Source organism: Peribacillus huizhouensis (assembly GCF_014138605.1).
Classification (GTDB): Bacteria; Bacillota; Bacilli; order Bacillales; family DSM-1321; genus Peribacillus; species Peribacillus huizhouensis.
Genome location: NZ_JACJHX010000017.1, coordinates 1 through 26,994, shown reverse-complemented (window position 1 = coordinate 26,994; position 26,994 = coordinate 1). Strand labels below are relative to the sequence as shown.

The following is a 26,994-nucleotide window of genomic DNA, read 5'->3' as shown; positions in this document are numbered from 1 at the left end:
ACCCCTTACAACTTTGGAAATTGTTTATGAAATTCTGTCGCTTGCTCAAATGCATGCGCAGTACGATAAATAGTGCTTTCATCAAAATGCTTCCCGATAATTTGCAGACCAAGCGGCAAACCATTTGAGAACCCACATGGAATCGAGATTCCTGGTACGCCTGCAAGATTCACAGGGATCGTTAAAATATCATTTGCATACATTGTTAATGGGTCCGCAGTGTTTTCACCAATTTTAAAAGCTGGAGTTGGTGTTGTCGGCCCAATAATTACATCATACTTCGCAAATACATTTTCAAAGTCCTGCTTAATTAGAGTACGGACTTTTTGTGCTTTCTTATAATACGCATCATAATAACCAGAACTTAATGAGAATGTTCCAAGCATAATTCTGCGCTTCACTTCGTCTCCGAAGCCTTCTGCACGCGTTTGCTTGTACATTTCAATTAAGTTCTCAGCGTTATCTGCACGATGTCCATAACGAACACCATCAAAACGTTGAAGGTTAGCAGATGCTTCTGAAGAAGATAGTAAATAATAAGCAGCTAATGCATATTTAGAATGTGGTAAGGATACTTCTTCCCACACAGCCCCTAAGCCTTCCAATACTTTTAAAGCTGCTAGCACTGAATTGCGAGCTGCTTCGCTAACTCCTTCTCCGAGATACTCTTTAGGTACAGCGATTTTCAGCCCTTTTACATCACCTGTTAAAGCATTCACAAAGCTTGGAACTTGGACATTTGCTGAAGTTGAGTCCATCGGGTCTACGCCTGAAATAGCTTCTAGTAAATAAGCATTATCCTCAACAGTGCGGGTAATCGGTCCAATTTGATCAAGAGATGAAGCAAATGCAACAAGTCCATAGCGAGATACTCGGCCATAAGTTGGTTTTAAGCCAACGACGCCACAATATGCAGCTGGCTGGCGAATGGAACCACCTGTATCTGAGCCAAGTGAGAACAGAACTTCACCAGCAGCAACACTAGCAGCCGAACCACCTGAAGATCCCCCAGGAACATAATCGGTATTCCAAGGGTTGCGAGTAGCTTGATAAGCTGAATTTTCATTTGAAGAACCCATCGCAAACTCATCCATATTCAACTTACCGATTGTTATCGTTTCCGCTTGATTAAGCTTCTGTGCCACAGTTGCATCATAGATGGGATCAAAGTTCTCCAAGATTTTGCTTGCACAAGTTGTACGTAAATTCTTTGTTACAATGTTATCCTTCACACCAATCGGTAAACCAAAAAGCATGCCAGATTGTTCGCCACGAGCTAGTCTTTCATCTAGTTCCTTAGCTTTTACTCGTGCACGTTCTTCATCTAATGTTAGGAAAGCCTTCACTTGGCTTTCTACTTGTCCAATTCTTTCATACGATTCGTTAACAAGGTCTGTTACTGTTAGTTCTTTTTTATGTAAACGTTCATGCAAGTCCGAAACCTTATGTTCAAACAACGACATATTTATCCCTCCCTAATACCTTACTTTTCCATAATAGACGGTACGCGAATATGCCCATCCTTACTATCTGGTGCATTTCTCAATACTTCTTCTATCGGCAGTCCTTTTTGTGGAATATCTTCTCTCATAACATTTTTCATGTCCAACACATGAAAAGTTGGTTTTACTTCTTCTGTATCAAGTTCATTCAATAGCTCTGCAAAAGAGATCATAAGATCAAGTTCCTTTTGCATCTTCTCAGCTTCTTGCTCTGTAATGCCTAAACGTGCCAAATGAGCAACATGTTTAACTTGCTCCATTGATATACGTGACATTCTCTTCACCTCCATTGATGATTCAAAAGACTGCATGACTATGCTATATTTTTTAATTTGCACATTGAATTCCGATCATATTTCCGAAAAAACAATTAATTAAATCATAGCAGATTTTTACGACCTAAAGCAATACTTCCTAGTATAGCAAATGTCTAAATATCTGTTAGTTTATTACCCAGGAAAAAAACAGGTCGAATTTTGATTCTTTTACAAAGAAATACACAATTATTGTCTAGGAAATAATGAGGAATTTTGACAGAAATATTGATATTAATTAATCGGGCTCTGTTAAAATTGCCTGTCGATTGGAACGTAAGGCGTTCGCTTTCCGCTCCAATCAACATAGTGCCAAAATCAAAAATGAGCTTTAACATAGCCATTCATTAAGTAAGTTCCTTTGACAGGAAAAAGCAGACCCAGCTAATGCTGAGCCCGCTCACTTTACCTTATTTATATATATGAACATAAGGTTCGCTATCACCCGGCTTACGAGTAATCAGCGCTTCTGGACCATTAACTGAAGTAATCGAAATCTGAATGGAAATATATTCATTAAAATGGTTCATGATCAGTCCCGTTACATATTGTGTAAATCCAATCGCCTCTGTATTTCCGTAAAACTGAATAGGGATATCAATATTCAATTCCTGCAGTTGTTTATTCACATAAAACGCTCTGCCAACTACTCCATTAAAGTTTGGAAAATAATTTTCTATATCTTGTTTAAAGTTTTTAAATGATCTTACATCGTCACGATACGCTTTTTCAGCCGCAGTTGAAGGGAATAAATAATATTCTTCATCAACCTTTTCCCATTTCCCAATCGTACTTTTATTACCATCTATATGAGAATAATAAAGGAAATTCCCTGGGACGACTGAAGACCTTTCTTTTTGTTCAAAAAGGGCAATTGTAATAGGTACATCACTCATCTCTTTATTCTCTCGTAAACGCTGCACGACCTTTTCAGCAATCGCCTTTCCTTGCTTCTCTATTTCAGCCTGTTTAATCTTCGTTTCATACGTAGCACCATAGGCTTCTTTTTGATAATAATAAACCGAGTTAAGCGCTAGTCCAATGACAACCCCACCTAAACTAACCGTATTATCTTTGTTTTTCACTAAATAATCATGTTCAAGAATATGAGCTAAATATATTGGACTCTTTTCACTACGATCTGCAATATCGCCTTTTCCCGTATCAATTGGGTTAAGGCCTAGATTATCTTTTGCTGACAGTTTCTTTTCTTTCAGCTGATCTTCTGTATATTCTCTTCTAAGCCACTTAGTAATCGTACTGCCTTTAAGAATTTGTCCTTCCCTAAAAAAATAATTGTCCGGACTAAAATCCTTCTGGGCTATTCTCATTAATCCCGTTTCAAATTCCTCGATATCATAGCGGGTATTTAAATGTGATACAACTAGCCCGCGTGCATTTGATTCTTCAAATGGAAGCATCGTTTTATAATAATCCTTAGAAATTTGATAATTTGGCACAATCGCTTTTTCCGTACTACTATCCGCTTCACTCACAACCGCTTGCTCCTTATCAAATTTCGGGGCACACCCGGAAAGTAATAAAGCCAAGATCATTCCGAGGAAAATGATGTTTTTCATTCTAACACCTCTATTTAGTTAGTTCTTCGATTAATTTCTCCTCGCTCCACACTTCAATACCTAAACTCTCTGCTTTTGTTAACTTAGAACCCGCAGCTTCTCCTGCAACGACTAAATCCGTTTTCTTACTGACACTTCCAGCAACATTGGCACCTAAGGCTTCTAATTTCCCCTGAGCCTCACTCCGCGTTAGTTGATGAAGCTTTCCAGTCAGTACAATGGTTTTTCCAGCAAAAAAGCTATCAATTGCATGAACTGCAACAGGTCTTGCACCTTTATATTCGAGATTTACTCCCGCTTTTTGCAATTCAATTATTAATGCTTGAACTTCTTCAAGTTCAAAATAAGCGACAATCGAGTCTGCCATCTTATCACCAATTTCATTAATAGCTGTTAAATCTTCACGGCTTGCACTACTTAATGCAGCAATTGTTATAAATTCTTGTGCTAATGTTTTCGCTGCCTTTGCCCCAACATGACGGATGCCCAAACCAAATAATAATTTTTCTAGTGAATTACTTTTGGAGGCTTCAATTGCTGTGATTAGATTATTGACAGACTTTTCACCCATCCGCTCTAAGCCTAACAACTGCTCATGAGTTAATTTATATAAATCGGCAACATCTTGTATGAGTCCCTCACTAAATAACTGACTGATTACTTTTTCTCCAAGACCGTCAATATTCATTGCGTTACGTGATACAAAGTGAATCAATCCTTCACGAATCTGAGCCGGACATTTTGGATTGATACAACGGAGAGCGACTTCCTCTTCAAGTCGGACAAGCTCACTTTCACATTCAGGACAATGGGTTGGCATGCTAAATTCAATCTCTTCTCCTGTACGTCGATCTACTAAGACATTGACAACTTCAGGGATGATATCTCCAGCTTTTTTGATGATAACTTGATCGCCAATTTTGATATCTTTTTCCCGTATCAAATCTTCATTATGAAGACTAGCTCGCTGAACCGTTGTCCCAGCTACTCTAACTGGTTCAAGTATAGCAGTGGGCGTTACCACCCCTGTCCGCCCTACACTAAGTTCAATATCTATCAGCTTTGTATTCACTTCTTCTGCCGGAAATTTATAAGCGATTGACCAACGAGGGCTTTTCGCTGTCCTTCCTAATTCTTCTTGTTGTTGCAGTGAATTAACCTTAATTACAATGCCATCAATGTCATACGCCAAGTTTGGACGCTTCTCTACCCAGCTCTCTACATATTCTAATACTTCTTCGATCGATGTACACGTTTTTCGTTCTTGATTTGTTTTAAAACCAAGACGATCCAGTAATTCAAGGCCCTCACTATGAGTCTCAACACCCAAATTCTCTACGTTAGCAATCGCGTAAAGAAAAATATCAAGCTTCCGTTTAGCTGCAAGCTTCGGATCAAGCTGCCTAAGAGAGCCTGCTGCTGCGTTGCGTGGATTCGCAAACGGCTCTTCATTTTGTTCTTCCTTTACCTTGTTCAATGCTTCGAATGACTTCTTCGGCATAAACGCTTCTCCGCGAACTTCGATTGTATAAGGTTCTTTAAGTTTTAAAGGGATGGACTTAATGGTCTTGAGGTTTTCAGTGATATCCTCCCCAATCGTGCCATCACCACGCGTAGCTCCAAGCCTAAAGTACCCGTTCTCATATTGAAGCGTAATCGCCAGTCCGTCGATTTTCAGTTCGCATACATAGGAAATCGAGTCACCAACCGCCTGTCGTACTCTTCGATCAAAATCCCGTAAATCTTGTTCATTAAATGCATTGCCAAGACTTAGCATAGGACTTGTATGTTCTACCTTCTCGAACATTTCGAGTACGGCACCACCCACACGCTGTGTCGGTGAATCCGGTGTTCTCAATTCAGGAAATTGAGCTTCGTATTCAATCAATTCTCTTAGAAGCTGATCGTATTCCGCATCTGAGACAGACGGCTGATCTAAAACATAATATTCATAGCCGTATTGATTCAATAGCGTTTGTAATTCAGTAACTTTTCTTGCAGCTTGCTGCATATCCATATATCCAGCCCTTCCTCTTATACTTTTTCAATAGGTGCAAACTTAGCAAGCAGACGTTTAATCCCAGTTGGACTTGGGAAAGCAATGTCTAATTCTTTGCCTTCACCTTCACCCTTCACACTAACAACCGTTCCAGTTCCCCATTTTTTATGGGCAGCCTTATCGCCAACCTGCCAGCCTATTTCATCCCCACCTGTTGCGTTCGGCTGAGCAACAACTTTACCAAATGAAGGTGTACGTCTTGAACCACCTGATAGGATTGGTTTGGAAGAACTTAAACCTGATTTTTTTGGTTTTGGTTTCATATCTTCTACAAGTTCTTCTGGAATTTCAGCAATAAAGCGTGAAACTGGATTCATATTCGTACGACCAAACAATGTCCTCATTTGGGCATTTGTTAAATATAACTCTGATTCTGCACGTGTAATGCCCACATAAGCCAACCTGCGTTCTTCTTCCATTTCTTCTTCATCCATCAATGAACGACTATGTGGGAATACCCCTTCTTCAAGCCCTAGTAAAAATACAACTGGAAATTCCAGCCCTTTTGCAGAGTGCAATGTCATTAGCGTCACTGAATCCTGAGCTTCCTCTGTATCATCTAGTTGATCAATATCCGCTACTAGAGCAAGATCCGTTAAAAAACCAACTAAGGATTTATCATCATTACTTTGTTCAAACGATTTAGTTACAGATAAAAATTCATCGATATTTTCTAGGCGGCTTTGTGACTCAATTGATTTTTCTGCTTGAAGCATTTCACGGTACCCTGTTTTTTCAATCACCTCTTCAACAAGCTCGGTAACAGACAAATATTCTTGTTGATTCGTATAGGTATGAATTAAATCGCGGAATTCACGTGCTGCTTTAGTGATTTTTGGACTTAAGCCGATCATATCAATATCCTGGAGAGCTTGATACATCGAACCATCTGTCATTGCCGCATAATCAGCAACTTTATCAAGTGAAGTAGCCCCGATTCCACGTTTTGGTACATTAATGACCCTACGTAAGCTGATATCGTCATCTGGATTGGCAATCAATCGTAAATAAGCAAGGATATCTTTAATTTCTTTACGATCGTAGAACTTAATTCCTCCCACAATGGTATACTGCAGGTTGGATTTTAATAAAACTTCCTCCATAACCCGTGACTGGGCGTTTGTTCTATATAGAATTGCAATATCAGATAATTTTCTAGCACTGTCTCGAACTATTTCGTTAATCTTCCCAGCAACAAACTGTGCTTCGCCTTGTTCACTGTCAGCACGGAAATACCTAATTTTATTCCCATCCATATTTTCCGTCCAAAGATTCTTCGGCTTCCGATTGCGGTTATTATCAATTACTTTATTTGCAGCCTCTAAAATTTTCTTTGTTGACCGATAATTCTGTTCAAGAAAAATCATCGTTGCGTTTGGGTAGTCTTTTTCAAATGATAAAATGTTGGCGATATCCGCACCACGCCAGCGATAGATGGATTGGTCGCTATCCCCAACAACGCATAAATTTCGGAATCGTGAAGCGAGAAGTTTCACGAGCATATATTGAGCTCGGTTCGTATCTTGATACTCATCAACGTGAATATACTGGAATTTCCGCTGATAATATTCAAGAACTTCTGGTACACGCTGAAATAACGTGATGGTCAACATAATTAAATCATCGAAATCGAGTGCTTGGTTCTTTCTAAGCCGTTTCTGATATTCCGTGTAGACATCTGCTGCAACATTCGTATAGAAGTCACCTGCTGTTTTATGGTATTCCTCAGGAGTTACGAGTTCGTTCTTTGCTGAACTAATCGTTCCTAAAAGCGCGCGATAATCATATTTCTTAGGATCGAGGTTTTTGTCTTTCAAGATTTGCTTAATAACTGATTGTTGATCGGTTGTGTCTAAAATGGAAAAGTTGCGATTATAACCGATTCGATCGATATCACGTCTTAATATTCGTACACACATAGAGTGGAAGGTACTGATCCAAATCTCATCTGATGCTCCGCCAAGGATGCCACGTATCCGTTCTTTCATTTCACGGGCTGCCTTATTCGTGAAAGTAATCGCCAAAATATTCCACGGCGCAACTTCCTTTTCTACCATTAAATATGCAATTCGATGCGTAAGTACCCTTGTCTTACCACTTCCTGCTCCAGCCATGATGAGGAGTGGCCCATCTGTTGCCTTCACTGCTTTTTGCTGTTGATCATTTAAACCTTTTACTAATTTTTCTGCTAAAAATTGCATGAAAGCACCACCTTTCGAACATTTGTTCTTTTATTGTACTATAGCCTGACTATATTTTAAAGAATCATCTATTTCACAGCTGTAACTGTCTCAAGTGCTGCCTTTAGATTGTCATAGATAATATTCCCAACTACAACAACATCAGCAAACTCTGCCATTTCTTTTGCTTGAGCAGCTGTTTCGATTCCACCGCCATAGAAGAAAATAGTCTCTTTTAAGTTTTGTTTTGTCTTCTTCACTACTTTTGGATCGCCATACATCCCACTGTATTCCAGATAGAAAATCGGCAGGTGAAACATTTTTTCTGCCATCATGGCATATGCAGCAATATCATCCGCATCAAGATTCGTATCCGCATCCGTCAGTTTAGCTGCTTTACAATCTGGATTTACAATGCAGTACCCTTCCACAAACATTTCAGACCAATCCATGATTTCACCATATTCCTTTACAGCCTGTTGATGTAATCGCATCATCCATTTTGAATCTTTGCTGTTTAATACACTGGGGATGAAATACAAATCAAATCCTGGGGTAACTGTTTCAACAGATGACACCTCAAGGACACAAGGAACCGTGTATCGTCTGACTCTTGCCATCAAATCTAACACATTTTCAAGAGTAACACCGTCTGTTCCCCCGATTAGAATAGCGTCAGTACCCGACTCACAAATACTTTCTAAATCTATATCATTTATCTCTTTATTAGGATCTAGCTTAAACACATGCTTCCACTTACGAAAATCGTACATCTTATATCCTCCATTAAAATTTCTCATAGCCCCATTATAGCATTAAGATTTTTGATAAAAAAAGTTTTATAAGAAACAACATAATAGCTAACCAATCCAAGCAGGTATGATTTTTTTAGTCAAAATTGAGCACACGCCGGTATCAGTTTCAAACCGGATTCCCTATGTTAGACACGCTAAGACAGCATAACCAATTGTGCCCTAGGATACACCAAAATTCATTATAAAGTGAAACCTCAATCAGTGGGTGTTTTCTTCAACCCTTACTGATTGTTAGTCCCGTTTTCTGTCGCTAAGATCAGCCGTAAGTTTTACTGTATCTCACCAATCGTGATTTTACTAAAAGGCGAGAAGACTGCTTTAAGGAAAGCCTACTAAGACCGCTCACGTCCTGTGTGTAACATAGACGCCATCACATTCCGTTATAGTCCACAAAGCAAAGCATAAGCTGGGGGTGTTACTGCCCGTTAATACGGGATAAAAGATAGATCGTTATGGTTATACTCTGAAAAAAATAAAAAAGCCAGGGAATCTCTCCCCCGACTCTTCCTAAAAAAATACTACTGAATGATCGACTGATTTGCTTATTCTTCTACAGACTCTTTCTTAATTCGATCCAATGCCATAGTATAAGCATCATTCCCATAATTTAAGCATCGTTTCACACGCGATATCGTCGCTGTACTAGCACCCGTATCGGTTTCAATTCGATGGTACGTTTTACCTTCTTGGAGCATGCGCGCTACTTCAAGACGTTGTGAAAGAGATTGTATTTCATTGACTGTACATAAATCGTCAAAGAATCGATAGCATTCTTCGAGATCTTTTAGAGAAAGTATAGCTTCGAAAAGCTGATCAAGACCTTTTCCCCTTAATTTATCAATTTGCATAGTTTTGCCCCCTAGTTTTCTTGAACACCAAGTTGGACAAGCTGGCTAATTCCAGGCTTATCCGGCAAAACATTCACCCATGTTTTGCCTGGTACCAAACCAACTTCTTTTCCATTTTCCATTGGAATAATTCGACCTTCGCTATTTTCCCATTGAATTTCATTCCATTTACCTTTTTGCAGTAAATACGCCTTTCCACCCACTTTTAAATCAATATCGCGCCTTCCAACACGATCTATGACTTTATGAGGAGCTTCGATAATAAAAATATTGTCTATCTTAATTGGCGTTTCATCTTTGTATTCAATCGTTTGTTGATTATTAGAATATCTGGAGTACGTCTCTGATTGTTCATCATACGAAAATTCGACATCAAATAAGGATGATCCATAAGAAATCTGCACTGAAGAAGCAGGTTCACCTTGCAAATGCTCCATTTCGGATTTCTCCAAAAATGTAAAGGGTTTAGGCTTTTCTGTCAAATCATATGAATTTTGCTGGGAACCTAATTCGATGTTCTCAAAAGTAATATAGGAATTATGAGGTGCCTTCCGCTCACTCGAACGTTTGAAAAGCGTTCCATCATACTGTAAACCATTCAAATGGTCAATATATCCCTGATCAAGCATTTCTTTAGCATCCGGGCTATTTCCGTGACATACATAAACACAATCTAACCCTTTTGCTAATTTAATAAAGTAATCTCGAGCGCTGCGAACCGGTCCAACCTCTTGTGGCATTTCACTTTGATAAACTGCTAGGAAACGTGTTACTTCTGCTTCCGCATACATTTCGTAGACAATATCTGCTTTTGAAAGGCCAGATTGCGGCCGCGCTTTCGGGTGATTATTAATCATTACAGCAATTGCTCTATGTTCGGTATCATCGTTCGTTGCAATGCCTGTTAAAGGGAATAAGTTTGTATACTGATCACTGTCAGCTGGTTCTTGAGCCGCCGTTTCATCTTGCCCGACAATTTCACTTGAAGAATTATCGATCGGCCGATCGGTCTTAGCTTCTTTTTTTAGACATCCACTCATTAATAACATAACAGCAAACAGAATAAGCGGTAAACTTTTTTTCATTCCTGTACACTCCCTACCAGTTTCCAGGATACTTTCTTAAAAAAGTCTTCTTTTACATTTTAACGCATTATTGTAGGAAAGAGAACTGTTTTATTCATTATATCATACATGCCCGTTGGGGTTACACGGATGTACGGAAGATGTGTAGCCGAGAAAAACAACAATGTGTATATTGGATCAGAAAAAACATACCCTCTTTCCTGAAGCAGTTGTTTCAATTCCTTTTCCTCTTTAATTAGCTCTGGCATTGATTTTTCAGAAATCAGTCCTTTTAATGCTAAGCGCATTTCAAAAATGATTTCCCCTTGCTCAGCTATTACAATTCCTCCGCCTATTTCCTTCATCCTCTGAAAAGCAAGAAGCATATCTTCTTTTCGTTTTCCAATTAGGACAATGTCCCCCGTATTCGAATACGTGCTTGCAAACCCGCATAATTGATTGGCAAAGCCTTTGACCATCGTATTAATTCTCCACTCTCCACAACGATCGATCATTACAAAATAGCATTCATCATGTTCAAATGACAGATTTCCATCTGAGTAATCTGATGTAATCGAGTATGGTTTCGTAATCACATCATTGATCATTTCAAAACCGAAAGGCATCGAAAACTCTAAATCATTACTATCTAATTCCCAATCCAACTGTAATTCCCCAAAACCATATTCAGCCCAATGAATAACGGATGAATCATCAAGTTCCACCCCGTCACGTTTCACCCATTTCCCTTTCGCTAGAACAGAAACAGGAGCCGGTTCCGTTTCACTGCGAAGGAAATTAATATTGGCCACTCTACCTGTTGCAATATTTCCATGTAAGTACTCGATATTATAATAGCGGGCAACATTAATTGTCGCCATATTATAGGCATCTATAATCGGAACACCCTGTTCAATTGCGATTTTAATCATAGCATCAATGAAACCCCTTTCATAAAACAAGGGCGGTGAACCATCCGTCGTAAAGAAGAAATTGTCGTATTGATCAATCCCAAGCTCGTGTATTTGTTTCAATATATTCTCCAAGTCTGGCCGGATTGAAGAATTTCTCAAAGAAACCGTGTATCCTTGCATTAATCGTGACAATACTTCTTTTCCTGTCATCGCTTCATGATCGCAATCAGCGCCAAATAACATCATTTTGGCTAGTGTTTTTTCCGATGCTCCAGGGAAATGGCCTTCTATTTGTTTTCTCATCCGCTTTGCTTCTTGAATCCAATGAAGCATCATATCATCTCCAGCAAGCAGCCTTGGCCATGCTGTCAGTTCGCCCCCTTGTAGAACAGCATCATGTTCTAGCCATGCTTTTACATCACCATGAGTAAAAATCGTTTCTTCATTACGCAGTTCAGTTTGCCCGTCAAACCTACACCACCAGTACATACTCGAAGGGATATTTCGCAATTCTTTCAATAAAGAAAACGCTTTCTTTTTTTCTAATTGCAAAAACAGCATCAAATTATCATTAATCAAAGTCGTTGTTCCAAAATACGACGCATAACGAGCTAATGTCTGGGGATTATATAATTGAAATGGATGCGAATGGGGTTCGATATAGCCGGGAACCAATAAGCTATCTTGGCAATCAACAATTTCGCAATGGTCTAATTTGTCAGGAAGGTTTTCCCCTACATAGACGATGCGATCATCATAAATCCAAATATTCGCTTTTATCCACTTTCGTAATGACTGATTTAAATACGTTGCATTTTGTAGAAGAATATGTGGAGCTCTGTTTCCGTCTAGTACATCTACATGCTCTCGCAAATGTTTATTCTTCCATCGATAACGTTGCTCTAACAAGAAGATCCCTCCCAATTTTAGATTTATCTACTATATTTATGTTAAAAAATCATGTAAAGAATTAGAAATAAGTAGTATTCACCCATTTTTTATAATCCTAACATATTTAATGAGTTAATACATTAAAGTTTTGTTAAATAATGTGAATAATTTATGAAAGGTGTTTGTCTAGTATGAATAACAAAACCAATATCAGTATCCTAAACGCGTTACTCAGAATCACTTGTGGATTTACTCTCTTGGCATGGTCGATTTCAAAAATGTCAAGAAAACCATGGAATGAATCCTATTTAGTTGTGGCTATGTTTTCTAGTATGAAAATCGGAGAAGGGATTCTTCGTTTTTGTCCTGTTGTTGCGCTCTATGAAAAATGTCAAGGAACATTACGTGGGGAACATAGCATCATCAAAAAAGGAGTACCCTTATTGACTCAAATGGGAATGGGGAATGACCTTATTTCAGATAAGGACAATACAGAAACTTAAAAGAGGTACTATGAAGGTCAGATAGGGCCAAACCCCGCAACAACTAAATCCAGTATAAGATACGTGTATAAAACACTACCTACTGATTTAGAGTGCGGGGTCCGACCCTTATGACGTTCTAATTCTTTGGGATACCCTTTATTTAGCCACTAAGATGGCTCGATGACCAATGTCTTTTCTCCAGAATAATTCTTGGGTAGGAATCTTTTCTAATTCTTTGTAAACCTTCGCCTGTGCGCTAAGAAGATCCGTTCCCTTTGCGGCAACAAGTAGTACTCGACCACCGTTTGTTATAAATTCACCATTATCATTTTTCGATGTACCTGCGTGATAAATATCAACATCTTGACTTATTTCCTCTAGACCGGAGATCAGTGCTCCTTTGACATATTCACCTGGGTAACCAGCTGCTGCTACTACAACCCCGATTACAGATTCACCGTCCCATTCAAGCTCGTAGTCCTTCCCGTTTAAGACAGCAAGAAGCGTTTCAACAAAATCATTTTTTAGTCTTGGCAAGACCACTTGAGTTTCTGGATCGCCGAAACGTGCATTAAACTCAATCACTTTTGTGCCTTTATTCGTAGCAATTAACCCTGCATATAAAACACCCGTGAAAGAACGCCCCTCAGCAACAAGTGCAGAAGCTGCCGGCTTTACAATTTGTTCAACCGCCGCAGCAACCATGTCTTCTGGAATTTGAGGAACAGGCGAGTATGCACCCATTCCACCTGTATTCGGACCGGCATCACCATCATAAGCCCGCTTATGATCTTGAGCGATGACCATTGGATAAACTTTCTCTCCATTTACAAATGCCATTAATGAAAATTCCTCACCTTCTAGGAATTCCTCGATGACAACTTGTGCAGAAGCTTCACCGAATTTCTCATCAACTAACATTTCATGTAATGCTTCCAGTGCCTCTTCCATCGTGTGGGCAACGACTACCCCTTTCCCAGCTGCAAGTCCATCCGCTTTTATCACAATTGGAACACCAATTTCAGATAAATATGTTTTTGCTGACTCGATATCCGTAAAAGTTTCATATGAAGCAGTAGGAATTTCATATTTTTTCATTAAATCTTTTGCAAAGGTTTTACTACCTTCAATGATTGCTGCTAATCTATCAGGTCCGAATACCTGTAGGCCAGCTGCTTTAAATTCATCGACAATTCCATTCACCAAAGGTGTTTCGGCTCCAATAATAGTTAAAGTAACATTCTGTTCTTTAGCAAACACAATCAGTTCCTTATGATTATTTTCATCGATTTGAACGAGCTCTGCCACATCCTCCATACCTGGATTACCTGGAGCTACGAATACTTTATGAACCTGCTTGCTTTCAAATAGTTTCTTTGCTAGTGCATGTTCACGGCCACCCTTGCCAACTACTAACACGTTCATGGAATCACCTCTTTCTTATATTAAAAACTATTAACCTAGTTGATACAAAACGTATATGGCGTTAGAACGCCACCAATTACAACATGTAGCACGCTATACTCGCCTAATCATTAACACGGTGCGTAGCCAGTTTTTGAAGTACCTTCTTAATAAAGTACGTATATCTGCAAAGTAGATTGCTATATTAGTAAGTTGCGAAGCCCCGTCAAAAAACTTAGTGTTTAAAGTGTCGAACACCTGTAAACACCATGGTAATGCCGTATTCATCTGCCTTTTTAATCGAGTCTTCATCACGGACGGAGCCACCAGGTTGAATGATAGCTGTGATACCAGCAATAGCCGCCACTTCAACAGTGTCATCCATTGGGAAAAATGCATCAGAAGCGAGAGCCGCACCTTTTGCTTTTTCGCCAGCTTGTTCTAAAGCAATCTGTGCTGCTCCCACGCGGTTCATCTGTCCAGCACCGATACCGTATGTCATCTGTTCGCCGCTAACGACAATTGCATTAGATTTCACGTGTTTTACGATTTTCCAGCCTAGTTTCATTGCTGCCCACTCATCTTCTGATGGTTGGCGTTTCGTCGGGATTGTTATGGATGCATGTTCTAAGCCATAAGTATCCAAATCTTGAACAAGTAATCCCCCTTGAATAGATGTTGTTTTTCGTTCGGTTTTTTGCTTGCCGTCGAAAGCTACTGTTAACAGACGAATATTCTTTTTCTCAGTTAAAATCTCGAGAGCTTTATCGGAAAAGTGAGGAGCAATGATTATTTCAAGGAAAATTTCGCGAAGCATTTCAGCTGTTTCTTGGTCCACTTCACGATTTAAAGCGATAATACCACCAAAAATGGACGTAGAATCTGCTTCATACGCTTTTTTAAACGCTTCAGCAACCGAATTGCCAACCCCAACTCCACATGGATTCATATGCTTAACAGCAACAGCTGCTGGCTCTTCAAATTCTTTAACGATCTGTAATGCGGCATCAGCATCATTAATATTGTTATATGACAGTTCTTTACCGTGCAATTGTTGTGCATACGCAACAGAAAAAGTTGAACCTAATGGCTTCTGATAAAACGCAGCTTGTTGATGCGGATTTTCACCATATCGGAGTGATTGTTTTAACGTATAAGTGAGAGTTAAACTTTCAGGATTTTCTTCCTCTGCAAGCTTTGTCATGTACTCAGATATTACCGCATCATAGGAGGCTGTATGGCGGAATACTTTCGCAGCAAGTTTTCGTTTCTTTGCAGCCGAAACATCTCCATTTTCAGTAAGCTCGCTAAGCACTGCTTCATAATCTGTTGGGTCCACAACAACTGTTACAAATTCATGATTCTTAGCAGCTGAACGGAGCATCGTTGGACCGCCAATATCAATATTCTCAATCGCATCTTCAGGAGTCACATCGGGTTTCGCGATCGTCTCTTGGAATGGATACAAATTGACACAAACGAGATCAATTGGTTGAATATGATGTTCTTCTAATTGAGCTTGATGTGCATTATCATTCCTTCTTGCCAATAATCCGCCGTGAACATTTGGATGCAACGTTTTAACCCTACCATCCAAAATTTCAGGAAAATCTGTTACATCACTAATCCCGATTACGTCAATTCCATTTTCTACAAGCGTTTTTTTCGTGCCCCCAGTAGATATGATTTCAAAGCCCGCCTCTTTAAGACCAATTGCAAATTCTACGATACCTGTCTTATCTGAAACACTGATTAATGCACGTTTTGCCATAATTACTCCTCCTTATAAGAACAACCGTCACCAATCCTTGACTGCAAAAAATTGATGATTTTAAACATCCCTTTATTAGCCAAGGTAACACGCATGAATCTAAAGGGTGTCCGATAAGAGTCTGACCTCGAATTATCAATCAGTATGTAGTGTATCTTATACTGTCATTCGTTGTTGCGAAGTCTGCCTCTTTGCTTTTAAGACACCCTCAAATGACCACGTGTATCTTATAGAAATTCTTTACTCGACAATCCTGTTATACTTTCAAATTAATGAGCAGAGATCAATTTCTCCTGCATAAACAGCTGTTGAAGCACCTCTGGATAGGTGGTATGCTCTGCTTTTTGAATTCTTTCTTGTAAACGATCTCTCGTATCATTTGCAAGGACCTCAATTTCTTTTTGGGCAATAATAGGACCTGTATCCATTCCTGCATCCACATAATGAATCGAAAGGCCAGTTACCTTTACACCAGCATCGAACGCTTGACCAATTGCATCTTTACCAGGAAAAGCTGGCAATAAAGATGGATGGATATTTACGATTGCTTCAGGATATTCCTGTAAAAGTGTCGGTCCAATCAATCGCATATATCCTGCTAAGACAATAAATTCAACAGCCTTAGATTTAAGTTGTTTCACGATTTCCAGTTCAAATGCTTCTTTGTCATGAAAAGACTTTGGAGAAAAGCAAAAACTTTCAATCTTCTCTTTTTTGGCTCTTTCTAAAACAAATGCGGATTCTTTATCACAGACAAGTAAACGGATGTCCGCTGCGAGCGTACCAGCCTTAACCGCATCCACGATTGATTGAAAGTTACTTCCGTTTCCCGATGCAAATACCGCTATTTTTTTCATGATTCACCCGTAATACTTACACCAGGTTGACTGATGACCGTACCAATTTGATACGCCACTTCACCGTGTTTTTCAAAAAAGGCTAGAAGCTCTGACGCCTCTTCCTGCTTCACCACAAGAGCCATTCCGACACCCATATTGAAAATATTGTACATATCCTCACGACTAATGTTTCCTTTTTCTTCAATAAGAGTGAATATCGCCGGAATCTCCCAAGATCCTGACTTTATCTCGATTCCTAAATTTTCAGGCATCATTCTTGGTAAATTCTCAATAAATCCACCGCCAGTTATATGAGCCATCCCTTTAATTTCAAACTCACTCAACGCCGCTAAAATTGGCTTCACATAAATTTTAGTAGGCTTTAAAAGCTCTTCTCCTAGTAAACAGCCAAGCTCAGGAATAAATTCATTTACGTCCATTTCAGCGTCTTCTAATAGAACTTTACGTACAAGCGAATAGCCATTACTATGGATACCGCTTGACGCTAATCCGATAAGACAATCACCTTGGTTGATTTTCTGACCTGTAATCAGTTTCGTCTTTTCACATGCTCCCACTGTAAAGCCAGCTAAATCATATTCTTCCTCACTGTACATACCAGGCATTTCAGCAGTCTCACCACCGATTAATGCACAACCTGCTTGCTCACAGCCTTCTGCAATCCCTTTTACAATGCTTTCAATTTTCTCAGGCTCTGCTTTTCCACAAGCAATATAGTCTAAAAAGTAAAGTGGCTCAGCTCCTTGAACCACGATATCGTTCACACACATAGCCACACAATCAATCCCAATGCTGTCATGCTTATTCATCATCATGGCAAGCAATAACTTCGTTCCCACTCCATCCGTTCCTGAAACAAGGACAGGCTCCCGTAAGTTCAATTGTGATAAATCAAACATGCCGCCAAAACCACCAAGCCCACTCAACACTCCTGGACGCATCGTTTTCTGAACATGCTTTTTCATGCGTGATACCGCTTCATAACCAGCTTCAATATCGACTCCCGCCGCTTTATACGCATTCGACATGGTCATCATCCTCCTTCATTCAACTTTATACAGTCGCTGACTGCTCATTAGCATATATTTCTGTCGGATAATTCCCAGTAAAGCACGCGAGACATTGTCCTCGACTCTCGCCTTCAAACGGTCTTCCAATCGCTTCAACCATTCCCTCAACACTTAAGAATGTAAGCGAATCTGCTCCGATGATCTCCCGAATTTCTTCAACTGAATTTTCAGAGGCGATTAATTCTTCACGACTTGATGTATCAATCCCATAAAAACAAGGGTTCTTAATCGGAGGAGAACTGATTAGTACATGTACTTCCTTAGCACCAGCTTCCTTCAGCATCGTGACAATCCGCTTACATGTCGTACCTCGTACAATGGAATCATCAACCATAACAACCCTTTTTCCATCCACAACACCGCGTACTGCAGAGAGCTTCATTCTCACACCCTGTTCTCTTAGAGATTGAGAGGGCTGAATAAAAGTACGACCTACATATCTATTTTTAATTAGCCCCATTTCATAAGGAATGCCACTTGCCTCTGCATAACCTATGGCAACGGAGTTCCCTGAATCTGGAACACCTGTTACGACATCTGCTTCAATTAATTTTTCTACTGCTAGCTGTTTACCAAGGTTTTTCCTTGCTGTATGAACATTAATTCCATCGATATTGCTGTCTGGACGGGAAAAATAAATATATTCCATCGTACACATTGCACGCTGTGAAGACATGACGAAACGTTCGCTTTTAATCCCGTCATCATTAATGACAAGGAGCTCTCCAGGTTCAATATCACGGATAAATTCCGCACCGACAATATCAAATGCACATGTTTCAGATGCTATAACATAAGCACCGCCCAAGATACCTAGAGATAAGGGTCTAAGTCCGTTCGGGTCTAGAGCAACGAGCATTTCTGTTTCTGTCATAATCAAGAAAGCATAAGCCCCTTTTAACGAGCTTAATCCGTTCGTAACACGGCTTTTCAAATCTGAAAAACCGCCTTTACGAATCAAATGTGCTAATACCTCTGTATCAGATGTACTATGAAAGATGCTTCCTTGCGCTTCAAGCTGTGCCTTCAATTGACTTGCATTCACAATGTTGCCGTTGTGGGCAAGTGCCATGGCTTCACTTTGGAAATTGAATAAAAATGGTTGGACGTTTTCATAACCGCCTCCGCCTGCCGTTGTATATCGAACATGGCCGATTGCAGCATTTCCGGATAAATTCTTCATTTTCTCAGCGGTAAACACTTCCGTGACCAATCCTTCACCCTTCATCCCTGTCAACTTTCCATCCTTAGCCAGAACCATTCCTGTACCTTCTTGACCACGGTGCTGCAGACTATGCAAACCATAATAGGTGATTTGTGCAGCATCTGGGTGTCCCCAAATGCCAAACAAACCACATTCTTCATTTAATCCCTTTAATTCAGCAAGCATGGGATCGCCCCTCTCCAAGCAGCTTCTAATTCTTGAACGCTAGCGTCTATCACTAGACCGTCCTGCTTGTGGGAAATTGTCAATACTCCATTATTGTTTACTTCACCAATGCAATAACTATCTTGAACCATTCTTTCAAATGCTTCGCGATTCTCAGGAGATACGGATACTACAAATCGGGACTGTGTTTCGCTAAATAACTCCGTAATGGCCTCATTTTCAACAATTACACGTGCTCCTAAATTTTCGGTTCCAAAGAGAGCCTCAGAAAGAGCGACCGCTAATCCGCCTTCTGCAACATCATGTGCAGAAGCAACATACCCACTTTGGATTGCAAGTAAAAGCTGCTTTTGACGTTGTTGTTCTATTTCTAAATCAATGGACGGCGATTGACCATAGATTTTTCCTTCAATCATTTTTTGCAATTCGCTACCACCAAATTCTTCTTTCGTCTCACCAATCACATAGATTAGGTCCCCAGAATTTTTAAATTCTTGGGTAGTGATATGGGAAAGGTCATGTACAAGTCCCACCATTCCTATAACAGGTGTTGGATAAATGGCTTCACCATTTGTTTCATTGTAAAGAGAAACATTTCCGCCAATAACTGGTGTGCTTAATTGTCGACACGCTTCACTTATTCCGTCTGCAGCTTTCTCAATTTGCCAGAAAATCTCCGGCCTTTCAGGATTCCCAAAGTTCAAGTTATCGGTAACCGCTAACGGTTCTGCTCCGGAACAGACGATATTACGTGCCGCTTCAGCAACGGCAATTTTCCCGCCTACTTCTGGATCTAAATAAAGGTAACGAGAATTACAATCCGTCGTCATCGCAAGTGCTTTATTCGTCTCACGAATTCGAACGACTGCAGCATCTGAACCTGGAGCTACAACGGTACTTGTTCGTACCATATAATCATATTGATTGTAGACCCACTCTTTACTTGCAATTGTCGGTTGAGACAATAGATTGATAAGGGTTTCTTTAAAATCAACAACATTTGGAACTTCAATTTTCATTGCTTGAAAATCTCTGTACAATTGAGGTTCGCTTGATGGCTTATGGTACACAGGAGCATCCTCTGCTAATGCATCAACAGGAACATTCGCTACAACATTGCCTTTATGAGTAAGCTTTAGATATTTCTCTTCCGTTACCACACCTACAGCAACTGCTTCCAAATCATATTTAGAAAATAAATCTGTAATTTCCTGTTCGCGTCCTTTTTTAACGACAATCAGCATCCGCTCTTGTGATTCTGACAGCATCATTTCATACGCAGTCATCCCAGTTTCACGTTGTGGCACAAGATCAAGGTTCATCTCAATCCCTGAACCAGCTTTAGAGGCCATCTCTGCCGAAGAACTTGTAAGTCCTGCCGCTCCCATATCCTGAATCCCGACAAGGGCATCATTATGGATTAATTCAAGACATGCTTCAAGAAGCAGCTTTTCCATAAACGGATCGCCCACTTGTACAGCAGGACGATTTTCATCAGATGATTCAGTCAATTCTTCAGAAGCAAACGTCGCCCCATGAATCCCATCACGTCCAGTTTTCGCCCCTACATACATGACCGTATTGCCGACTCCGCGCGCTTGCCCTTTTTGAATATCTTCATGGTTAATCAAACCAACACACATGGCATTTACAAGCGGATTTCCCTCGTAAGAAGGATCGAATTGAATCTCGCCACCAACTGTTGGGATACCGATACAATTCCCATATCCAGCAATACCTGCAACGACTTCTTTAAATAAATATTTGACACGTGCATTATCCAACTCACCGAAACGAAGTGAATTCAGAATCGCAATTGGACGGGCACCCATTGAAAATACGTCGCGAATGATGCCGCCGACACCTGTTGCCGCTCCTTGATAAGGCTCAATCGCAGAAGGGTGATTATGGCTTTCAATTTTAAAAACAACCGCCTGACCGTCTCCAATATCAACAATCCCCGCACCTTCACCAGGTCCTTGAAGGACTTTTTCCCCAGTTACCGGGAACTTTTTTAAAACGGGCTTGGAATTTTTATACGAACAGTGCTCTGACCACATTACTGAAAATAAACCGGTTTCTGTATAATTCGGCGTACGGCCCAGGATGTTTTCTACCATCGCAAATTCTTCATCCGAAAGACCCATCTCTGCATACACTCGCTGTGATCTAATTTTTTCCGGGCTTGGTTCAAGCATTAACGACATGGTTTTCCCTCCAATTTCTTACGATTGATTGAAATAATTTTAATCCATCTGCACTTCCAAGTAATTTATCAACTGCGCGCTCGGGATGTGGCATCATTCCTAAAACATTTCCATTTTCATTCGTGATTCCTGCAATCCCTTCAAGACTGCCATTCGGATTTTCACCGTCATACGTAAATACAATCTGATTGTTTTGCTTTAAAAGTTTCATAGTTTCTTCATCGCAATAGTAATTCCCTTCACCATGGGCGATTGGAATTGTAATAGTTTCACCTATTTCATAGCCACTCGTAAACATTGTTTTATTATTCTCAACTACTAGCTGAGCTGGTTTACAAATAAACGCTAACTCCCGATTTCTTCTCATCGCACCTGGCAGTAGCCCTGCTTCGAGTAAGATTTGAAATCCGTTGCATACACCTAATACAGGCACTCCTTCGTTCGCCGCTTTAACCACTTCACCCATCACGTTAGAAAAACGAGCTATGGCGCCAGTACGAAGGTAATCGCCATATGAAAATCCTCCAGGCAATAAGATGCCATCAAAACCAGCTAGGCTGTCTGCTGTATGGGGCACATATTCTACCTCTTCACCCAATTCATCCTTAATTGCATGGAACATATCAATATCACCGTTGGAGCCTGGAAACACAATTACAGCAAATTTCACAGCGAGACAACCTCCTCGATTTCATAACTGTAATCTTCAATAACCGTATTTGCTAACAGACGCTCGCACATTTCTTTTACTAGAGCATCAATATCCTGATTATTTTTTTCAATTGTCAATTCCATGTATTTACCAATTCTCACATCTGACACCGTATCGTAAGACATGCTGTGTAAAGAAGATTTAACCGCTGTTCCTTGTGGATCTAAGACACTTTCTCTTAACGTGATATATACCTTTACTTTATACATGCTTTTAGACCTCCGAGTTTTGAATAGATTTTTTCATAGGCTTCCACTACATTTCCTAAATCGCGGCGGAATACATCCTTATCGAGCTTTTCTTCCGTTTTTCCGTCCCATAATCGGCACGTATCTGGAGATATTTCATCCGCTAACACAATTTCACCATCTGCAAACTTGCCAAATTCTAGTTTAAAATCAATTAAACGAACTCCTATTTCATTAAAAAAGCTTGATAAAATTGCATTCACATCTAAAGCTTTTTGTTTCAAAATCTGAACTTCCTCTTCAGACGCTAGCATCAATTCTTTAATATGGTCCTCTGTTAACAATGGATCACCGAGCATATCATCTTTGTAATAAAATTCGATGAGTGCCTGCTTCAACGGCTGTCCTTCAGGCAATCCAAGGCGTTTAGATAAGTTTCCTGCTACTACATTTCGTACGACAACTTCAAGGGGAATAATGGAAACCCTTTTTACAAGTTGCTCTGTTTCGGAAATTTGCTTGATAAAGTGAGAAGGGATACCAGCTTCTTGAAGCTTTAAAAATAGCAAACTAGTAATTCCATTATTCAGCACACCCTTACCGGCGATTTCTGCTTTCTTTTCACCATTGAAGGCCGTCAGTGAATCTTTATATTCTACCCAGACAACTTCTGAATTCTCTGTTGCATAAATTCTCTTAGCCTTTCCTTCATAAAGCAATTCTCGCTTTTCCATCTATGAGGCCCCCATAATAAAGAATATTGGCAATTTTTAAGATGCATGTAGGATTTGCTGCCAGTTAATAACCAGCAGCGCTCCTATTTACAGTCCTAAACGATCAAAAATCATATCAACTTGCTTCAAATGGTGATGATAATCAAAGCAATCATCCAATTCTTCCTTTGTCAGCAAGCTTGTAATTTTGTCATCTTGTTCAAGCAAACTACGGAATGGAACTTGTTTCTCCCATGCCTCCATCGCTTTTGGCTGAACCGTATCATATGCTTCTTCACGTACAAGACCTTTATCAATTAATGTAAGCAATACACGCTGTGAATAAATTAAACCAAGCGTACGATCCATATTGCGCTTCATATTCTCCGGGTATACCGTTAAATTTTTCACAATATTCCCAAATCGATTTAACATATAATTCAATGCAATCGTTGCATCAGGTAGAATGATTCTTTCCGCCGATGAATGGGAGATATCACGCTCATGCCATAATGGAACATTCTCATACGCGGTCATCATATATCCACGAATGACACGTGCAAGTCCGGTCATGTTCTCAGAGCCAATCGGGTTCCGTTTATGCGGCATAGCAGATGAGCCCTTTTGTCCTTTTGCAAAAAATTCTTCCACTTCACGTGTTTCGCTTTTTTGCAATCCGCGAATTTCAACTGCAAATTTTTCAATGCTTGTCGCAATCAATGCAATGATACTTAGATAATGAGCATGACGGTCCCTTTGCAGCGTTTGTGTAGAAATCGGTGCTGCTTCAAGCCCTAATTTTTCACAAACGTATTTTTCAACAAAAGGATCGATATTAGCAAATGTACCAACAGCTCCCGACATTTTCCCAACTTCAATGCCTTTTATCGCTTCTTTAAAACGCTCTAGGTTACGCTTCATTTCTTCATGCCATAACGCTAATTTCAAGCCAAACGTTGTCGGCTCTGCATGCACGCCATGCGTACGTCCCATCATGACCGTATATTTATTTTCCTGCGCTTTATTTTTCAAAATATCGACAAATCGCTCTAAGTCAGCTAGTATTATTTCGTTTGCTTGTTTCAGGATATAAGAAAGAGCAGTATCAACAACATCGGTTGATGTCAATCCGTAATGAACCCATTTCCTTTCTTCTCCTAACGTTTCTGAAACCGCTCTCGTAAAAGCAACGACATCATGACGCGTTTCTTCTTCTATTTCTTTAATGCGATTAATATCAAAAGACGCATTTTCCCGAAGTAGTGCAACATCTTCTTTAGGTATGGCACCCAATTCTGACCATGCTTCACAAGCAAGTATCTCTACTTCAAGCCAAGCTTTAAATCGGTTTTCTTCCTTCCAAACCGCTCCCATTTCTGGGCGTGTATAACGTTCAATCATCGCATTGCCTCCGTTTCGGCTTGTTACTTATTCCAAATTCCACTTTGTTTAATCTCATCCAACGCTTGCTCAACTGAGTTTCGCAAAACATTTACATGACCCATTTTCCGTTTCGGACTAGCTTCACTTTTTCCGTATAGATGAATCTTCCAATCTGCTAACTCTGGGATTGCATGAAGGACATCTTCTAAATGTTCGCCAAGTATATTTACCATCACGACAGGCTTTAACAAATCTGTCTTACCTAATGGCCAGTTGCAGACAGCTCGGATATGTTGCTCAAATTGCGAAGTTTGGCACGCTTCCATCGTATAATGACCAGAATTATGAGGTCTTGGCGCCAACTCGTTTACTATAATCTCATCCTCATCAGTTAAAAACATCTCAACCGCAAGCGTACCTACAAGGTTCATGTTTTCAGCCAGCTGTAAAGCCAACTGCAACGCTCTTTGTGAAGCTTTCTCACTTATTCTTGCTGGAACAATGCTTTTGTGCAAAATATTCTCTTGATGAATATTTTCCGCGACAGGGAAATGCTCAATCTCACCATTTGATTTTCTAGTAATAATTACAGATATTTCTTTTGCAAAAGGAATCCATTTCTCTACTACACAAATCCCATTTTCTAAAAGGTTGCCAACAAAAGCTAGATCGGACTCTTCACGTAAAACAAGCTGCCCTTTACCATCATAGCCTCCACGCGCAGTTTTTAACACACATGGGTAGCCCAAATTGTCGATTGTATCATAAACATCGTTCAAGGTCTCTGCGATACCATATGGAGCTACAGGGACACCTGCTTTGGAAATCGCCGCTTTCTCTGTTACGCGGTCCTGAGTAATTTTTAACAGTTCCGCTCCTTGCGGCAGATAACTATTCTCTTTCAACCACGCTAAAGCTTCAAAACTCACATTCTCGAATTCATAAGTGATAACATCGCTCACTTCTGAAAGTTTTTTTATCGAATCTAAATCATCATAAGCACCATTTATTTCAATATCCGCAACTTGCCCGCATGGACAATCTTTTGTCGGATCCAAAACTGCAATACGAAACCCCATTGCCTTTGCAGATAAAGCCATCATTCTTCCCAACTGGCCGCCACCAATAATCCCGATTGTTTGTCCTGGTAAAATTACTTTATTTAAGCTGTTCACTGCTACTTAGCACCTTTTCCTTTGTTTCATTTCGAATGGCTTCTAATTTGCCTGCAATTCCAGTATCACTGCTACCGAGAATTTGAGCAGCCAACAGGCCAGCATTAACAGCTCCAGCTTTTCCAATAGCTACTGTAGCGACTGGTACCCCCCCAGGCATCTGTACGATAGAAAGCAGTGAATCCATTCCGTTTAATGCCTTCGTTTGTACGGGTACTCCAATAACAGGCAATGTCGTTTTGGCTGCTGTCATACCAGGTAAATGAGCAGCTCCGCCAGCTCCAGCTATAATGACTTTAATGCCTCTTTCTCGTGCACTCTCTGCGTAATCAAACAATAAGTCTGGTGTTCGATGTGCAGAAACTACCCGTTTCTCATATGGAATATTTATTTGATCTAACGCTTCACAAGCATGTTTCATCGTCTCCCAATCAGAAACACTTCCCATTATTACACCAACCTGTGCTTTCACTGTCTTCCCCCCAAACTTTTATTAGAAGCTATATTATATATGAAATGAAAAACCGGGCAGTCCTTTTCTACATACAAGAGAAAGGAACCTGCCCGGGATGATTAGCCCTTTCTTACCAAAGGACATACATATCCTGAATAAAGGAATCACTTTCTCTCATAGTCCAATAATTTACGGTTATTGGGTAGAAACTTTTGGGCCATATTCCCAAGGATTATATGAGAGATATTAAGTTCACTATCATCTTAACAATCGATACATCTTACGTCAAGTTTAAAATCGAATATTATAAAAAAATGATTACATAATGTTCGTGTTTTACTCGTTTGACAACGCTTCAAAGACAATTTTTCGAGAGACAGGCTTATAAACGGTCTCTCCTTTTTCTTTTTCTTCGGCAAAAATCGGTTTTTCTATCCTTTTGATAGGGGAATAACCTGCCGATTTAATCCGATCCAGACAAGCATCAATGCTTTCTCCTTCTTCCACTTCAAAAACTTCCTTCTTTTTTTTATTCACAAAACCGTTCCTTTCAAAAAGAATTTTTCTTTTCATTTTTTGATTTCCTTTTCTAAACTATACCAAAAAGTCACTTTTCATGAAAATTTATTAACTGTCGTGTTATTTCGTGAGACCCTAAATATTATTCTGGTAATCTTTATATAATATCCCATCTTGAATATATTAACCGTCAGCTAATTCTAAAGCCTAAGAATGTCCAAAAGTAACTCATGAGGTTGGATCTTTACATTTACATTAGATGCGGACAACAAATTAAGTGCTCCATGAATTCACATAAGATGAAACTTCAACTAGGGAGGTGTTACTAGCCGTTAATGCGTGATAAATAAAATTTCTAAATAGCAAAAAAGACCAGCTAAAATTAGCTGGTCTCTTGAATTGCTTGGCGGCGTCCTACTCTCACAGGGGGAGACCCCCAACTACCATCGGCGCTAAAGAGCTTAACTTCCGTGTTCGGAATGGGAACGGGTGTGAC

At 39.9% G+C, this 26,994-nt stretch carries 23 protein-coding genes, 1 rRNA gene and 1 riboswitch; of the genes, 1 reads left to right on the top strand and 23 read right to left on the bottom strand.

The genetic code is table 11. The features are described 5' to 3' along the window. Positions 1–5 precede the first annotated feature (5 nt). The 9 genes from gatA to HNP81_RS19310 form a co-directional block, all read right to left on the bottom strand. Positions 6–1,463 carry an Asp-tRNA(Asn)/Glu-tRNA(Gln) amidotransferase subunit GatA gene (gatA, locus tag HNP81_RS19350; protein WP_182503715.1) on the bottom strand — a complete coding sequence of 486 codons (1,458 nt, stop codon included), beginning with the start codon at positions 1,461–1,463 and terminating at the stop codon, positions 6–8. A gap of 20 nt (positions 1,464–1,483) precedes the next feature. Next, positions 1,484–1,777 carry an Asp-tRNA(Asn)/Glu-tRNA(Gln) amidotransferase subunit GatC gene (gene gatC, locus HNP81_RS19345; protein ID WP_028389717.1) on the bottom strand — a complete coding sequence of 98 codons (294 nt, stop codon included), beginning with the start codon at positions 1,775–1,777 and terminating at the stop codon, positions 1,484–1,486. A 449-nt stretch (positions 1,778–2,226) separates the two neighbouring features. Continuing rightward, positions 2,227–3,396 (bottom strand): CamS family sex pheromone protein, encoded by a 1,170-nt coding sequence (locus tag HNP81_RS19340; RefSeq protein ID WP_028389716.1) that lies wholly within the window; start codon positions 3,394–3,396, stop codon positions 2,227–2,229. 10 nt (positions 3,397–3,406) lie between these two features. Further along, positions 3,407–5,413 (bottom strand): NAD-dependent DNA ligase LigA, encoded by a 2,007-nt coding sequence (gene ligA / locus HNP81_RS19335; RefSeq protein ID WP_182503714.1) that lies wholly within the window; start codon positions 5,411–5,413, stop codon positions 3,407–3,409. Positions 5,414–5,430: 17 nt separating this feature from the next. Continuing rightward, positions 5,431–7,656 carry a DNA helicase PcrA gene (gene pcrA, locus HNP81_RS19330; protein WP_028389714.1) on the bottom strand — a complete coding sequence of 742 codons (2,226 nt, stop codon included), beginning with the start codon at positions 7,654–7,656 and terminating at the stop codon, positions 5,431–5,433. Between the two features lie 68 nt (positions 7,657–7,724). Further along, complete coding sequence (gene pcrB, locus HNP81_RS19325; protein ID WP_182503713.1) at positions 7,725–8,408, bottom strand: heptaprenylglyceryl phosphate synthase; 684 nt, start codon at positions 8,406–8,408, stop codon at positions 7,725–7,727. Between the two features lie 584 nt (positions 8,409–8,992). Then, positions 8,993–9,298: a YerC/YecD family TrpR-related protein gene (locus tag HNP81_RS19320; protein WP_028389712.1), complete on the bottom strand. Its 306-nt coding sequence runs from the start codon at positions 9,296–9,298 to the stop codon at positions 8,993–8,995. An 11-nt stretch (positions 9,299–9,309) separates the two neighbouring features. After that, positions 9,310–10,383 (bottom strand): DUF3048 domain-containing protein, encoded by a 1,074-nt coding sequence (locus HNP81_RS19315; RefSeq protein WP_028389711.1) that lies wholly within the window; start codon positions 10,381–10,383, stop codon positions 9,310–9,312. Between the two features lie 59 nt (positions 10,384–10,442). Further along, entirely contained in the window at positions 10,443–12,185 is a 1,743-nt protein-coding gene (locus HNP81_RS19310) for an adenine deaminase C-terminal domain-containing protein (protein WP_182503712.1), read from the bottom strand. Positions 12,186–12,358: 173 nt separating this feature from the next. Here HNP81_RS19310 and HNP81_RS19305 point away from each other — a divergent pair, with 173 nt between their 5' ends. Next, entirely contained in the window at positions 12,359–12,670 is a 312-nt protein-coding gene (locus HNP81_RS19305; protein WP_182503711.1) for a YgaP-like transmembrane domain, read from the top strand. Positions 12,671–12,808: 138 nt separating this feature from the next. Here HNP81_RS19305 and purD read toward each other — a convergent pair whose 3' ends face one another. The 14 genes from purD to rrf form a co-directional block, all read right to left on the bottom strand. Beyond that, positions 12,809–14,077, bottom strand: a complete 1,269-nt coding sequence (purD, locus tag HNP81_RS19300; protein WP_182503710.1) for a phosphoribosylamine--glycine ligase — start codon at positions 14,075–14,077, stop codon at positions 12,809–12,811. Positions 14,078–14,291: 214 nt separating this feature from the next. After that, positions 14,292–15,827, bottom strand: coding sequence for a bifunctional phosphoribosylaminoimidazolecarboxamide formyltransferase/IMP cyclohydrolase (gene purH / locus HNP81_RS19295; protein ID WP_182503709.1), 1,536 nt, complete (start codon positions 15,825–15,827; stop codon positions 14,292–14,294). Between the two features lie 269 nt (positions 15,828–16,096). Next, positions 16,097–16,684: a phosphoribosylglycinamide formyltransferase gene (purN, locus tag HNP81_RS19290; RefSeq protein WP_028389707.1), complete on the bottom strand. Its 588-nt coding sequence runs from the start codon at positions 16,682–16,684 to the stop codon at positions 16,097–16,099. Beyond that, positions 16,681–17,715, bottom strand: coding sequence for a phosphoribosylformylglycinamidine cyclo-ligase (purM, locus tag HNP81_RS19285; RefSeq protein ID WP_028389706.1), 1,035 nt, complete (start codon positions 17,713–17,715; stop codon positions 16,681–16,683). Before purM ends, purN begins: the two co-directional genes overlap by 4 nt. A gap of 25 nt (positions 17,716–17,740) precedes the next feature. Further along, positions 17,741–19,147, bottom strand: a complete 1,407-nt coding sequence (gene purF, locus HNP81_RS19280) for an amidophosphoribosyltransferase (protein WP_028389705.1) — start codon at positions 19,145–19,147, stop codon at positions 17,741–17,743. Further along, positions 19,132–21,354, bottom strand: a complete 2,223-nt coding sequence (gene purL, locus HNP81_RS19275; protein ID WP_028389704.1) for a phosphoribosylformylglycinamidine synthase subunit PurL — start codon at positions 21,352–21,354, stop codon at positions 19,132–19,134. Before purL ends, purF begins: the two co-directional genes overlap by 16 nt. Continuing rightward, positions 21,338–22,024: a phosphoribosylformylglycinamidine synthase subunit PurQ gene (purQ, locus tag HNP81_RS19270; protein ID WP_028389703.1), complete on the bottom strand. Its 687-nt coding sequence runs from the start codon at positions 22,022–22,024 to the stop codon at positions 21,338–21,340. Before purQ ends, purL begins: the two co-directional genes overlap by 17 nt. Then, positions 22,021–22,275 carry a phosphoribosylformylglycinamidine synthase subunit PurS gene (purS, locus tag HNP81_RS19265; protein ID WP_182503708.1) on the bottom strand — a complete coding sequence of 85 codons (255 nt, stop codon included), beginning with the start codon at positions 22,273–22,275 and terminating at the stop codon, positions 22,021–22,023. The genes purQ and purS overlap by 4 nt, the downstream gene beginning before the upstream one ends. Then, entirely contained in the window at positions 22,263–22,988 is a 726-nt protein-coding gene (gene purC, locus HNP81_RS19260) for a phosphoribosylaminoimidazolesuccinocarboxamide synthase (protein WP_028389701.1), read from the bottom strand. Before purC ends, purS begins: the two co-directional genes overlap by 13 nt. 87 nt (positions 22,989–23,075) lie before the next feature. Next, positions 23,076–24,368 (bottom strand): adenylosuccinate lyase, encoded by a 1,293-nt coding sequence (gene purB, locus HNP81_RS19255; protein ID WP_182503707.1) that lies wholly within the window; start codon positions 24,366–24,368, stop codon positions 23,076–23,078. A 23-nt stretch (positions 24,369–24,391) separates the two neighbouring features. Next, positions 24,392–25,525, bottom strand: coding sequence for a 5-(carboxyamino)imidazole ribonucleotide synthase (gene purK / locus HNP81_RS19250; protein WP_028389699.1), 1,134 nt, complete (start codon positions 25,523–25,525; stop codon positions 24,392–24,394). Continuing rightward, a complete protein-coding gene (purE, locus tag HNP81_RS19245) occupies positions 25,509–25,997 on the bottom strand; it encodes a 5-(carboxyamino)imidazole ribonucleotide mutase (RefSeq protein WP_182503706.1) in 489 nt (162 codons plus the stop codon). The genes purK and purE overlap by 17 nt, the downstream gene beginning before the upstream one ends. 139 nt (positions 25,998–26,136) lie before the next feature. After that, positions 26,137–26,239, bottom strand: a riboswitch (purine riboswitch). A gap of 76 nt (positions 26,240–26,315) precedes the next feature. Further along, the gene (locus tag HNP81_RS19240; RefSeq protein WP_182503705.1) at positions 26,316–26,552 is read right to left on the bottom strand and encodes an NETI motif-containing protein; all 237 of its coding nucleotides are present in this window, start codon (positions 26,550–26,552) and stop codon (positions 26,316–26,318) included. 347 nt (positions 26,553–26,899) lie between these two features. Then, a 5S ribosomal RNA gene (gene rrf, locus HNP81_RS19235) occupies positions 26,900–26,994 on the bottom strand; the annotation flags it as partial.